The 14,586-nt window shown below is 66.1% G+C and carries 3 protein-coding genes and 1 tRNA gene; 1 reads left to right on the top strand and 3 read right to left on the bottom strand.

What is annotated here, in order from left to right:
* Nucleotides 1–106: 106 nt before the first annotated feature.
* Complete coding sequence (locus GMST_RS04190) at nucleotides 107–754, bottom strand: PEP-CTERM sorting domain-containing protein (RefSeq protein WP_183353376.1); 648 nt, start codon at nucleotides 752–754, stop codon at nucleotides 107–109.
* Nucleotides 755–1,639: 885 nt separating this feature from the next.
* Nucleotides 1,640–1,716: transfer RNA gene (locus GMST_RS04185), tRNA-Pro, on the bottom strand.
* Between the two features lie 445 nt (nucleotides 1,717–2,161).
* On the opposite strand from GMST_RS04185, the gene GMST_RS04180 reads away from it, so the two are divergent.
* Complete coding sequence (locus tag GMST_RS04180) at nucleotides 2,162–8,101, top strand: DUF7933 domain-containing protein (RefSeq protein ID WP_183353375.1); 5,940 nt, start codon at nucleotides 2,162–2,164, stop codon at nucleotides 8,099–8,101.
* 398 nt (nucleotides 8,102–8,499) lie between these two features.
* Here the strand turns inward: GMST_RS04180 and GMST_RS04175 are convergent, their stop codons facing one another.
* On the bottom strand, nucleotides 8,500–14,577 hold the full coding sequence (locus GMST_RS04175; RefSeq protein WP_183353374.1) for an OmpA family protein: 6,078 nt from the start codon (nucleotides 14,575–14,577) through the stop codon (nucleotides 8,500–8,502).
* Nucleotides 14,578–14,586 lie beyond the last annotated feature (9 nt).

The raw sequence follows: 14,586 nt of genomic DNA, 5'->3' as shown, positions 1-14,586 counted from the left end.
AAAGGCCCCTGGGTCTCTCCAGGGGCCTTTGCTTTAAAATGGTCGGAATGAGAGGATTCGAAACTCCCCCCCTGCTCCCGAAGCAGGTGCGCTACCAGGCTCGCTATCAGGCAGATTTACGGCGCTTGACGAAGATGGCGAGGCCGAGGAAGCCGGCGCCCAAAAGCATCATGGTGCCCGGTTCGGGCACAACGGTGCCTACAGCGATATTGTCAGTTTCAAAGGCATACTGAGTGCTGACGAACTCGATTTTGTCGAAATCCGGCAGGTCGAGGATGTTCACGTATTTGTTAGTTGCTGGGTTTGTCCAACTGCCGTTTGCCAAGGTTGAAACTTGGGATCCGGTGAAGGACTGCACCAAGACGTTGTTATTGTAGAAGTTAAATGTGTTATAGACATCTATGGAACCCCACCAGAGGCCAAGATAATTCGCAGTGCCAAATCCAGTTGCAAAGGTGGAACCAGTACTCCGAGCATTGGGGACGGTCAGGTAATTAGTCTGGTCTTGCCCGCTGGGACCCGTAGGTGCGGCATGCAGGCCTGACGCGTTACCTTGAACGATGTTGAAATCGCCTGATAAGGTCAGATTTAAAGTGTCGCCTGCGTCGAACGTTTCCACCAAGACCGACGCGTACGGAGAGGTCATGCCACCGTTTCCGTCAAGTTGGTAGTTGTAGTTAAGGGTATAGGCGGAAGCCATTCCGGCCAATCCAAACACCATGCCGCCAACCAGCACCGCAACGAATTTTTTCATTTTTTTCTCCCTGAGCTGCGTTTGGTCCTGCAGAAAGATATTGGTGTTAAAGATTGAGCACTCTTTGTGCCAAGAATAGGGTGTTTTCGAAGTGCTCAATTTTTCAGTAATTTCTAGGCCCGGGCATCCTCTGGCAATGGTTAAAGAGAATGTAGAGTGTAAGGAGAATCGACAAGATTTATGATGCTTTGTAAGGAATGTCGACACAAGGAGAGCAGCATTTCGACTGTGGCGGATGGACAGAAGGTCCGAGGATTGGTGTTTGAGACGAAAGACTTGCACCCTCCTATGTGTTCAAGGCCGTAAGCTATGACAGTGCTGGCCTGAACCTGTGTCATGCGTGGCCCTTTGCCTTGTTCTGACCTCGAGGTATCAGTTCCACGGTGACAGGTGAAAGAGGGGGAGAGCGCCGGGGCGGTGCACAAATTTTATATAAAGGTAGTTGCGGTTTCCAGCCCCTTTGTCCATATCGGCTATTGGGGGTTTTTTTGTCCACTATCTGCCACAGAAGGAGCCAGTATGCAACAAAAAGAGATAGTTACCCGCCTTTCTAGCACCGTTAACCTTTCGGAGGCAGTGTTCGTAATCACCATGGAAGCAGGTAGGGGAATTCTTTTCGTGCTACAGCAACCAGGCAGGAATGTTTAAAACGTTCCGATGGGTTAGTGATGGGAAGTAGGGCAAGTGTAACGGAGGCGTACCGGAAGAACCGGAGGGATTACCCCTGCACTAGCCAGGAGGTCCAAGGGTTCGAAGAAAGAAAAAATTGCTATGGGTCGTGCTAAACGAGGTGGGGCGATAGCTCCGGTACCGGAACAGGACAGGATGGACCGGAATAGATAAACAAAAAGGTCCTTGGATTTCTCCAAAGACCTTGATTTGTAATGGTCGGAATGAGAGGATTCGAACCTCCGACCCCCTGCTCCCGAAGCAGGTGCGCTACCAGGCTGCGCTACATTCCGGCGAGTACTTCGTCTGGCGGGCCAACCAGATGGACACGTATAGCAAGTTTCGAAACGGATTGCAAGCATTAGTTGCAAGGGGTGCCGTTTTTTTTCCGGTGGGGCTCCCAAATGATGCGCGGGCCAGGGCTTACTGCCGGGTACTTCTTTCTTCGAGATTCCCTCGGCCGTTTCTGAAGCAGGACAGGAAATCCAGCGAGGATGCCTGTAGTTCATCCATTGCAAGCTGTATCGAGGAAAGTTGTTGGAGTCACAGTAATTTTCGATTGTAGCACAGTGCTTTTCCTGATATCTTCACGGCTCCTCATTCTAATCAGCTAGAGGCGCTTCAAATCGGATTAACTGCGCAGACGTTGTCGGAACCGCGTAGGTCCAAGCGGTGGTCTGCCTCGTTTCACCTGGTGTGTAACGACATGCACACTACTGAAGTTCTATGAGTATGAGAATGTCTCTGGTTACACCTCCGCTTGCCAACACCATTGGCAGCAGCCGGATCAGGTCGCTCTTCGCCTGGCTGCTCGCACTCGCCCTGTGTTTCGCCTTCTCCGCCTCTGCCTACGGCTATATCATCATCAACGCGCCGATGACGGACAATAACGCCGCCGGCTGGACCCTGGGCGGCAACCCCACCACGGCGCGCCTCACCGGAACCGGCAACACCGCCGGCGGGGACGACGCGGTCGGCGACGGCTGGCTGCGCCTTACCAGCAACTCCACCAACCAGACCGGCTACGCCACCAACTCGACCACCTTCGACCTCTCCTCGGGGCTCCTGGTCCAGTTCGACTACGCCACCTGGGGCGGCACCGGCGCGGACGGCTACTCGGTCTTCCTCTTCGACGCCGGGGTCCCCGCCTTCAACATCGGGGCCTTCGGCGGGTCGCTGGGCTACGCCCAGAAGCTCCCCCCGACCGTGAACCCGGCGGTCCCCGGGGTGAGCGGCGGCTACGTCGGCATCGGGGTCGACGAGTTCGGCAACTTCGCCTCCGGCACCGAAGGGCGCTACCTGGGGCCGGGGCAGACCGCCAACACCATGACCGTGCGCGGTTCGGTGGCCGGCTTCGGAGGGGGCGCCACCGGCTCCACCGCCGGGAGCACCTCCTACCCCTGGATCGCGACCTCCTCGAATAACGGCGCCCTCGGCTACAGCGGGACCACCCGCCCGGTGCAGACCAGCAGCAACTACCGCAAGGTGATCATCTCGATCTCGCCGGCCCCCAACCCGGTCCTCAACGCCTGGATCCAGTTCGGCTACAACACCACCCCGGTGCAGATGATCAGCAACCAGGCGCTCCCCGCCATCTCGGCCTCGCAGCAGCTCCAGGTCGGCTTCGGGGCCAGCACCGGGGCGAGCACCAACTACCACGAGATCAGGAACCTCCTGATCACCACCATCAACCAGAGCACCTCGATCGACCTGGGGGTCACCAAGACCGCGGTCGCCACCGGCACCAGCACGGCGATCACGAGCGCACTGGTGGGGGGCTCCTTCCAGTACCAGCTGAACGTGCGCAACTACGGCCCCAACGCCATCACGGCGACCGGGGTAGGGGTGCAGGACACCATGCCCTCCTACCTCACCCCGGGGAACTGGACCTGCTCGGTACTAAGCGGCTCGCCGGCGGGGACCAGTTGCGCTGCCACCTCGGGGACCGGGAACCTGAACAGTACGGCGAACCTCCCTAAAAACGGCGGGGTACTCTACACCCTGAACGCCACGGTGAACGCGGCGCCGCCCGGCGGCCAGCTCACCAACACCGCGACCATGGTCAAGCCGGGTGCCGTCACCGACTACTATCCGAACAACGACAGCGCCAGCTCCACCATCACGGTCTACGCCCCGCCGGTGGCGACCAAGACCTTCACGCCGGCCTCGGTGCCGCGCGGCAGCACCTCGCTGCTCACCGTGACCCTCAATAACCCGAACAACGTCGCCGCGACCGGGGTCGCCTTCACCGACAACTACCCCACGAACCTGGTCAACACCGCCTCGGCGGCGCGCGCCACCACCTGCGGCGGCACGGTGACCGCGGCCAACGGCGGCACCTCGCTGAAACTGACCGGCGGCACCATTCCGGCGAACGGGAGCTGCACCGTCACCGTCAACACCACGAGCAACACGGCAGGGTCCTACCTCAACTCGACCGGGTCGATCACGACAACCAACGTAGGGACCGGTGCCGCTGCTTCCGGGACCCTGGTGGCGATGGCTCCCCCCACCATCACCAAGAGCTTCACGCCGAACCAGATCGGGGTGAACGGCACCTCGGTGGCGACCATCACCATCACGAACCCCAACGCGGCCCCCATCACCGGCGCCGCCTTCAGCGATACCTACACCGCGGGGCTGCTCAACACGGCCAACGCCTCGGAGAGCACCACCTGCACCGGCGGGACGGTGACGGCGGCCGACGGCGGCAACTCGCTGTCGCTTTCGGGTGCCACCATCCCGGCGAACGGCAGCTGCACAGTCACGGTCAACGTCACCTCGGCAGCCGCGGGGAGTTACAGCGACCCCTCCGGGACGGTCACTACCGGCAACGCCGGGACCGGCAGCTCCGCCTCGGCCACCCTCACGGTGCTGCAGCCCCCCACGGTGAGCGCGAGCTACACCCCGGCCACGGTACTTCCCGGCGCGGGCTCGGTCTACAAGGTGACGCTCAGCAACCCGAACACGACCGCCATCACCGGGGTCTCCTTCACGGATACCTACACTGCCGGGCTGGTGAACGCGGCCAACGCCGCGGAAAGTACCACCTGCACCGGCGGCACCGTCGTCGCCGCCGACAACGGCAACTCGCTGTCGCTCACCGGGGCCATCATCCCGGCAAGCGGCAGCTGTACCGTCACGGTGACCACCACCTCGGCCTCTGCCGGCGTCTACGCCAACTCGACCGGACCCGTCTCTACCATAAACGCCGGGACCGCGACGGCGGCCTCGGCAACACTCACCGTCATGGCCCCCCCGACCGCCGCGCTCCTTTTCACCCCGAGCAGTATCGGTATCGGAGGGGTCTCGCAGCTCAAGGTGACCCTCTCGAACCCGAACACGGTGGCCATCACCGGGGCTGCCTTCACCGACAGCTATCCCGCGAACCTGGTGAACACCGCCTCGGCGTCGGGAACCAGCAGCTGCGGCGGTACGGTAACCGCGGCCAACAACGGCAGCTCGCTCGCCCTTTCCGGCGCCACCATCCCGGCCGGCGGCTCCTGCACCGTCACCATCAACGTGACCGTCACGGCAACCGGCGCCTTCACCGACAGCACCGGGCCGATCAGCAGCAGTAACGCGGGAACCGGCGCGGCGGCAACCGCCTCTTTGAACGGACCGCAGCCCCCCACCGTGGCCCTCGCCTTCACCCCGGCGAGCATCGTCCTTGGCTCGAACTCCCAGCTGAGCGTGACCCTCAGTAACCCCAACGCGGTGGCGGTCACCGGGGTCGCCTTCACCGACAGCTACCCCTCCGGCCTGGTCAACGCGGCGAGCGCCTCGGGGAGTACGACCTGCGGCGGTACGGTGACCGCGGTTAACGGCGGCAGCTCGCTCTCCCTGGCAGGCGGCAGCATCCCGGCCAACGGGAGCTGCACGGTCACGGTGAACCTAACCCCGACGGCAGCCGGCAACTACACCGATTCCACCGAGACCGTGACCACCGGCAACGCGGGGAGCGCGGCCGCGGCGAGCGGAACCCTCCTGGTGATGGCTCCCCCTGTGGCAACCATGAGCTTTTCGCCCGCCTCACTCTTGGTGAACAGCACCTCCCAGCTCACCGTCACGCTCAGCAACCCGAACACCAGCACCGCCATCACCGGGGTCTCCTTCAGCGACAGCTACCCGGCGAACCTGGTGAACACGGCGAGTGCCGCCGCCGCGACCAGCTGCAGCGGGGGGACCGTGAGCGCGACCAACGGCGGCACTTCCCTGGCACTCTCGGGAGCCAGCATCCCGGCTGGGGGGACCTGCAGCGTCACGGTCAACGTCAGCTCGGCGACTGCCGGGAGCTACCTCAACTCCACCGGGCCGATCGGAACCGCGAACGCGGGGAGCGCCGCGACGGCAAGCGCGACCCTCACCACCACCCGGCTCGCCGCACCCACGGTGGTGAAGTCGTTCACCCCGGCGCAGGTCCCGGTCAACTCGAACTCGCTGCAGACCATCACGCTCACCAACAACAGCGCCACCACGGTGACCGGGGTCTCTTTAAGCGACAGCTACCCCTCGGGGCTCGTCAATGCCGCGGCGGCCGGGGGCGCCACCAGCTGCCCGGGCGGCACGGTGACGGCGGCAAACGGCGGGAGCTCGCTCTCCCTCTCGGGCGCCAGCATCCCGGCGAGCAGCAGCTGCACGGTCACCGTCAACGTGACGAGTGCGAGTGCGGGGAGCTACCTCAACTCGACCGGGGCGGTGGCCAGCGGCAATGCCGAAACCGCCGCGGCAGCGAGCGCCACCCTCGCCGTCCTGAGCGCCCCGAGCGTCGCCCTCAGCTTTGCCCCGGCCTCGGTCCTGGTGAACACCGGCTTGCTCATGACCGTGACCCTCAGTAACCCGAACTCGACCGCCATCAGCGGTGCCGCGTTCACCGACAACTACCCCGCGGGGCTCGTGAACCTCACCCCCTCCTCGGTGAGCACCACCTGCAGCGGGGCGACGGTGGCTGCCGCGGACGGCGACGACCTCCTCACCCTTTCCGGGGCCACCATCCCGGCCAACGGTTCCTGCACCGTGACCGTCAGGGTCACCAGCGCCGCGGCGGGGAGCTACCCGAACTCCACCGGCACGGTCACGACCGGCAACGCGGGGAGCGCCGCGGCAGCGGGCGCCACCCTGACCACCACGCTTTTGCCCGCCCCCACCGTACAGAAGAGCTTCACCCCCAACCAGGTGGTGGTGAACGGCACCGCGACCTTAAGCGTCACCCTCAGCAACCCCGGGTCCAGCGCCCTCACCGGCGTGGCCATCTCGGACAGCTTCCCGACCTCGCCGGGGCAGATGGTGGTGGCGACGGGGGGCACCCTCAGTAACAGCTGCGGCGGCACGGCGGTGATCGCCGCCAACAAGTACTCCTTCTCGCTTACCGGCGGCAGTATCCCGGCCGGCGGCAGCTGCACCCTGGCGGTCGGGGTCTCCGCCCCCACCATAGGGACCTACACCAACACCACCTCCACGGTGACGAGCTCCAACGCGCAGACCTCGGCGACGGCGAGCGGGGTACTGACGGTCGCCCCCATGACCTCCCCGAGCGCGGTCCTCGCCTTCACGCCGAACCAGATCGGGGTAGGCGGCAGCTCGCTCCTCAAGGTGACCCTGAACAACCCGAACTCCGTGGCCATCACGGGCGCGGCCTTCACCGACACTTACCCCACGGGGCTTGTCAACGCGGCGAGTGCCGGAGCCGCCACCACCTGCAACGGCGCGACGGTAGTTGCCGCCGACAACGGGAGTTCGCTCGCGCTCTCCGGGGCCAGCATCCCCGCCAACGGCAGCTGCACGGTGACCGTCACCGTGACCGCGGCAGCCGCGGGGAGCTACCTGAGCAGCACCGGGACCATCACCACCGGCAATGCCGGCACGGGGAGTGCCGCCTCGGCGACCCTCAACGTGCTGCAGCCACCGAGCGCGAGCGTCAGCTTCAACCCGGCGCTGATCCTGCTCAACAACGTAACGCAGCTTACGGTGAGCCTCGGTAACCCCAACAGCATCGCGATAACCGGGGCGGCCTTCTCCGACAGCTACCCCGCGGGGCTGGTGAACACGGGCTCGGCCTCCGGGGCCACCACCTGCATCAGCGGCAGCGTGGCGGCGGCAAACGGCGGGAGCTCGCTGGCGCTCTCCGGCGCGACCATCCCCGGCAACGGGAGCTGCACGGTGACCGTCAACGTGACCAGCGCGAGCGCGGGGAGCTACCTGGACACTACCGGCGCCATCACGACGGGGAACGCGGGAACCGGCAGCGCGGCCTCGGCGACCCTCATCGTCACGCCGGCGCCGGTCCTCGGGGTCACCAAGACCGTGACGCCGACCGCCGCGGCGCCCGGGCAGCTCATCACCTACAGCGAGGTTATCAGTAACCCCAGTTCCGGGTATGCGACCGGCGTCGTCTTGACCGACGTCCTGAGCCCCTATTCCTACTGGAGCCTCAACGCCTACGGTGTCGGGGTCCCGTTCCAGTTCGCCGAGGGGAGCCCGGCTTCGGGGCTCACCCTGGGGACGCCGGTCTACTCGAAGGACGGCGGCGCCACCTGGGGGTATGTGCCCACGTCGGGCGCCGGCGGCGCACCGGCCGGTTACGACGGGCTGGTGACTAACTGGCAGATCCCCATGGCCGGCACCATGAACCCAAGCGGGGCGCGGTTCACCATCAACTACAAGGTGATGCTGCGCTGAGGCGATGCGCGGCCGCCGGTGCCACCACGAAGGACCAAAAAAGAGGGCCACATTCGGTTGAATGTGGCCCTCTTCTGTTAGGTGCTTGCGGGGATCCAGTGACTTCAGGGGGGGAGGCACGGATTCAGGTGTTTCAAGTGACTCAGGGAGAGCTGTTCAACGGAGGTCCCCTCTCCCCTTGCGGGACAGGGTGAGGGGGAAGGTGCCACATCATTGCTGATGGCGGCTTCACCCATCCCCCGGCCCCCTCCCGTCGAGGGAGGGGCTGTACCCCGGAAATTTCGTTTAAGCCTTTTGTTATGGGACCGATCCTGGTCGGACCGATGGGACTGATAAGGCAGATAAGGGATCTGCAGCTCTCCCTTCCGCCGGGCCTCTCAGCTACGGCGGGCTTCCCGTTACTGGTTCAGCCACTTCACCGCGTCCTTCACCGAGTTCTGGTCGAACTTGAAGCGGAAGCGGAGGTAGGGGCCCTGGGCGGTGTAGTCGGCCTGGGAGAAGTCCTTGTCGGTGAAGCCGGTGAAGTTGTACCCGAGGCTCAGCCAGGCGTTCTCCACCAGGTTGTACCCCACCGAGAGCCCGGCGCTTGAGGCGAGCTGCCGGCTCTCCCAGCCGTGCAGCAGGGTTCCCCGGGCCCCCAGGTCCCACTTCTTGGTGATGTCGTAGCGCCCCTCGAACCCCATGAGGTCGGTGAACCCGCTGTAGTCGGCGCCGTCGATGCTCTCCAGGACGTACTTGGCGCCGTACTGCAGAGAGAGCTGCAGCTTGCGGCCCGGCTTGTAGTTGAGGCTCAGGTTGTTCATGACGCGGCGGTTGTCCGTGGAGCCGCTCCCGCCGGTTGCGCGGTCCACCAGGAAGTCCAGGCGGTCCAGGACGATCCAGCGGGTGGTGAAGGGGCGGTAGACCAGGCCGAAGCGCAGGTCGCCGCTCAGGGTGCGCTGGCCGGAGCCGATGGTATCGAAGAGCTGCAGGCGGGCCGAGGCGCCTATCCCCTCGCGCACCTCGCCCAGCACCGAGCTCACCACCCCCCACTTGTCCTGCGACGCCGCGGTGCGCATCTCCACCCGGCCGTTCCAGGTCCAGAGGCTCTCCCGGTATTCGGCCCCCAAAGAGACCGCGGTGAAGTCCTCGCTGCTGCCGGAGACCGGCGGGGTGTTCAGGTTGAAGCGGTAGGCGTTTCTCAGGGTCTGGCTGCGCTCCAGGCCGGCGTCCATGCTCCAGCGCTCGGTCAGCTTCAGGGTCTGCTTGATCCCGAAGAGGGCGAAGACCCGGTCGGCGCTCTCCGAGAGGTTGCGCTCCAGCGAGCTGTTCACCGAACTCCCCTCCCAGGGGGAGAGCTTCACCCCGCCGCGGGTCGCGTTGCTGCGCTCGTTGTTCCCCTCGGTGAACTCCTGCTGGGCGAAGACGCTCGCCCGTTCGGTGAGCTTGTATTCGGCGCCCAGCGCGGTGCGGGTCGGGTAGCTCGCGTTGTTGTTCCCCGCGATGGACTGGTCGCGGTTCGCCCGCAGGGTGAGCCGCTTGTTGAGCGTCAGGTAGGAGGCCCCCAGGCTCAGCTGCTCGGAATCCTGGGTGCTGCCGTCCCCCAGGTGGTCGCTGGCGTGGCGCAGCCCGACGCTGGCGCCGTAGTTCGCCCCCTGGTAGTTCAGCTTTCCTTCGGCGAGCTCGGAGGTCGCCCCGGTCGCGAGGTTGTACTGCCGGTTCGCCTGGGCGCTCCCCGAGATGGTGTCGGTCAGCTTGTAGCCGGCGTCGACCCCGAACTTGCGGGTCCCCACCTCGCTCCCCTGCTGCTGCCCCAGGCCGAAGCCGGTCTCGATCTCGCGGTAGTAGACCCGGGAGTCCAGCTTGCCGGTGCGCTGCGCCAGCTCGGCCAGGTAGGCGTTGCCGCTGGTCGAGGTGCCGAAGTTGGTCTCGGTGTGCGCTACTTCCGCCTTCACGGTGGTCTGCGGGGTGAGCTTCACGGTGGTGTCGAAGCCGACGGCATCGCCGCGGCCGCTTACCTGCCCTTCGTGGATGAAGGAGACCCCGGCCTTGACCCGGTCGTTCAGAAGCTTCACCCCGGCGCGCCCGCCGGCGGTGATCGCCTTGGAGCTCGCGTCGTTGGTCTCGTACTCGGCCACGATGAAGATCGGGTTGAACTGGTCGTCGCGGCTGTAGATCGGCTCCTTGAAGAGCAGGGTCCCCGAATCGTAGTCGATCGAGTAGTCGGCGAAGCGGGAGAGCTGCCGGCTGGAGATGAGCACCTCGGAGCGGAAGCGGTCCCGCACCTCGATGCGCACCTTGTCCGAGTTGATCACGATCCCCTTGCGGGTGAGGTGGTAGAGCCCCGAGGTGCCGTCACCCTGGATCTCGTCCTTCACGTAGGACTGCCCGGTCTGGCTCCCGAAGGCGCTCACCTCGAAGTTCTTGCCGTTGTACTCGGTCTTCACCCCGTTCAGGCGCCTGCTGTAGCGGGAGAGCTCGGTCACGGTAAGCCCGGTGTCGAAGTCGCCGAAGAGGGCGTAGAACTGGTCGCGCTCGATCTTCAGGTAGAGCTTCCTCGTGCTTGCCGCGTCGTACTGCTGCTGGCTCGCGTCGCCGTAGAGGGTGTAGTAGGTGTTCGGGTCGATGCTCTGGAACAGGCCGTTCCCGGTGGCGCCGCGGCTCTTCGCGGAGTCGTAGGCGGCGGTCACCAGCCACTCCCCCTTCACGGTCCCCTTGGCGAAGAACGCCACGCGCTCCTGGTCGTAGAACTTGTCGTCGATGCCGGCGTCCTTCACGCTCTCCATGTGCCCGGCGATGGTGTGGTACCCCACGGTGCCGTCCGCGATACCGACCAGGATCCAGTCACGCATCACCGGCTTCAGGTAGGTCTCCGCCTCGAGCCGCACCCCGTTGATCCCCAGCACCAGGCGGTACAGGCCGGTCTTCGTGATGGGCTGGAACAGGGCGTTCCCCTGGGCGTCCAGGTGGACCTTTTCGAACTTGCCGTTCTTCGCCTCGAGCTTTTCCCCCTCGGCGCGGTACGGTTTGAGTTCCCCTTCCAGGATCTCCAGGTCGGCGGCCGCGGGGATCCGGTGCCCGGCGCCGTCCAGAAGTTCCAGCTTCAGGCGCACCGGGGTCTTGCCGTCGGCCACGTTGCCGCGGTTGTCGAGCAGCCTCATCCCGACCACCTCGCCGGAGCGGGTCACCTTGGCGCTCTTGCTGAAGCGCGGGTTGCCGAAGGGATCGACCCCCTCGATGGTCAGGGTGTGCTCGCCGGCCCCCCCGAAGTCGACGCCGATGTAGCTGTACATCGCCTTGCCGGTCTGCGGGTCCTTCATGGTGAAGCCGATGCGCTCCGCGGAGACCTCCTTGCCGTCCAGCAGCAGGCGCGGGGTGAGGCTCGCCACCAGGCAGACCCGGACCCCGTTGATCGGGTGGATCAGGACGCTTCCTGCTGCCGGGCTCAGGATCCCCGGCTCCTCCTTGATTTTCGGGCCCGCTTCGGCCCCCTCACGATCCTTCTCCGGAGTCGCCTCGGCGGCTTGGGCGCGGGCGGGTGCCGGTACGGGAGCCGGCTCGGCCTTGGGGGCTACGAGCGGCTGGACCAGTGCCAGGTCCTGGGAGCCGCGCTCCTTGGCGAGCTCCAGGCGCTCCTTCTTGAACAGGCGCCCCGCCTGCACCCGGATCTCGACCCTGCGGTTCTCGGCACGCCCCTCGGCGGAGAGGTTGCTCGCCACCGGCCGGGTCTCGCCGAAGCCGAAGAGCTCGAGCTTCGCCGGGGGGAGGTGCAGCTTCTGGATCAGGTAGCGCCCGACGCTGGAGGCGCGCCCCAGGGAGAGCGCCTTGTTGTCCCGGAAGATCTCCCGGCTTCTGGGCGCGATGCGCACGTTGTCGGTATGGCCGGTCACGCTGATCTTTTCGATGTCGAGCACCGAAAGGAGCAGGGCGAGCTCGTCCAGACGGGCGCGGTCCTCGTCGCTCAACTCGGCCCCGAAGGTCGGGAAGTGCGGGTGCAGCACCAGGTCAGGGATCGCCTGGCGCCCCGCCTCGCTCACCCGGCGCAGCACGTTCTCCGCATCGGGGGTGGACTGGCTCCCCCCCTGGGTCTCGAAGGAGAGCCTGGCGCGGGTCAGGAGGTCGCCGGTACCGGCGCCTTTGATCTCGGCGCGCAGCCGGACCAGCTTCACCCACTCTTCACGGGAGTCCCCCAGCGGGAAGCTTATCTCCTGGCCGTCCAGGGCCGGGTCGCCCGCTTTTACCCCGTCGAGCTCGCTCGAGCCGGTGAGGTAGGTGGCTCCCGGCGGCAGGGTGAGGGTGAGACGGCGGTTCTTGAGTTCCCCTGCCGGTCCCCAGATGCGCACCAGGTATTCGACGGCAGCGTCCTTGAGGGTCGAGGAGAGGTCGAGGTGCACGCTCCCCAGTGAGCTGTGCGACGAGCCCTGGGAGCCGGGCTGGTCGCCGGTCTCGGTCGCGCTGCCGGCACCCCGGACTCCGTCGGCGCCGCCGGCACCCTCGACGGGGGTGAGCGGGGCAGGGGGGAGGTGCTCGCCGGCTGCGGCGCGCTCGTTCTTTTTCGCGACGTGGAAGTCGGTCCGCCACAGGGTTCCCCCCTGCGGTTCGACGAACTGCGAGTAGGCGCGGCCGGCGAAGCGGCTGTTCGCCTCGCAGGGGAGCGCCACGTAACCTGCGGGGAGCGAGTCGAGGTCGAGCTGCACCACGTGGGGGGTCGGGGTCACCCCTTCGAAGTGGAACATCCCCTTCCTGTCGGTGTCCACGAAGCTGCCGTCCTCGAGGTAGATGCGCACCCCGGCGACCCCCTGCTCGGCGCCTTGTGCCTCTTCGGAGCAGCTCCCGGCGTAGACCCGGCCGAGGATCAGGCTGCGGCTGGTCAAAAAGTCGGAGCGGACCTCGACCTGCGCGGTCGCCGTGTTCGAGCTCACCCCGGCGCTCTGCGCGACGGCGGTGTTGTTGGCGGTTCCGAGCCTGGCGCCTGCGGAGACCTCGACCACGTAGGATAGGCTCGCGGTCCCTTTGGGGGCCAGGTCGCCCACGGCGAAGACCAGGGTGCGCCCGTCCGCCGAGGTGGTCGGGTCGGCAAGGGAGAGGCCGTTTAACTTCGTTGAACCCTTACGGTAGCGGAAGCCGAGCGGCAGGCGGTCGGTCACCTCGATGGCGCTCGCCGGAAGCGTCTGGTCGTTATTCTGGACGTTGATCTGGTAGGGGAGGAAATCCCCCGCCGAGACCTGGGACTTGGTGGCGGCCTTCTGCAGCCAGAGCCTCCCGGAGACCGGGTCGGCCGGGATGTCGATCCTGAGCGCGGGCCCCGGGTTCACGGTGAAGGTCTCGCCGCGCGAGCCGGTGGCGATCAGGAACGGCCCGCCGGAGAGCTGGGCGAGTGCCGCGTCGCTCGTCGCCGAGGGGACGCTCAAGCTGGCGGGGGGAACGACCCGCAGCTGGTAGGTCCCCGGCTCGATGAACGGGAAGCGGAAGCCGCCCGGCGGGAAGGCGTAGGCCCGGCCGGTGGAGTCCTTGGGGACCGAGCCGGTGACCACGGTGGAGGGGAAGCTGCTCACCCCGTTGTCGCCGAAGACGGTGGCGGCACGGTTGCGGGCCACGTCCCACAGGGTCACGGTGGCCCCGTCGATGGGGGCACCGGTTGAGCTGTTGAAGACGATACCGAGCGGGTCGACGATGACCGAGGTGGTGGAGGAGTCGGAGCTGTCCACCTGGTCCACGTAGTGCGCGGTGAGCGGGTTCCCCTGGGTGACCGGGATCACCCCGTTGTAGGAGCCGGTGGAGCTTGCGCCGCTGCCGTCCTGGGAGGGGATATACCCCACGAAGACCCCGGTGTCCGGGCCGGTCTCGGTGAGCCTGAGCACCTCGGTTTCGCCGGTCGCGGTGTTCACGATGGTTGTGGTGATGGTCTCGCGCACGCCGTGGTCCAGGTTCTGGTCGAGGTCGGTGACCCGGATGAAGACCGGCTCGCCGGCGTGGTAGGCGGTGGCGGCGATGAGCGGCAGCGGGCTTAAAAGCGACAGGGGCGCGCCGGCGCCCAACGGGGTCGGGGCAGGGAGCGCCGCGAACGGGGAGGAGCTGGAGCTCCCGGTGCGGTAGTGGCTGGTGTCGACGTTCACCGGCGCGGCCCCGGGGATCAGGCTCCCGTCGGCAAGCGGCGCGGCGTACTTCAGGAACTCTATGGTGGAACTGGTGCGCTGGACCACCGAGACGGTGACCGAGCTGGTGGCCTGGGTGACCCCTTCCACCTCGAGGCTTGCACGGTTCACGATCAGGTCCCCCTGCACCGAGGCCCCCGCGGGGGAGGCCGGCAGCAGGAAGAAGAGGCACGCTGCCAGGAAAAGGAAGGCCTGACGCGCCGCGGACGCAACTCTCCCTACACGGCGCACGGGGGCCGTGGAGCCCGGAGCGCATGCGGCGCGCGCCGGGCACTCCTCGGGCTCCCCGGCCCTGGAGCCGGGGAGCCTTCGGGAGAGCTTAAGAAACGTGGCGACGGTCATCTACGCGAG

The organism is Geomonas silvestris (genome assembly GCF_014193515.1).
Taxonomy (GTDB): domain Bacteria; phylum Desulfobacterota; class Desulfuromonadia; order Geobacterales; family Geobacteraceae; genus Geomonas; species Geomonas silvestris.
Note: the sequence above shows the minus strand (reverse complement) of the source record. Positions and strands in the feature narration are given on the sequence as shown.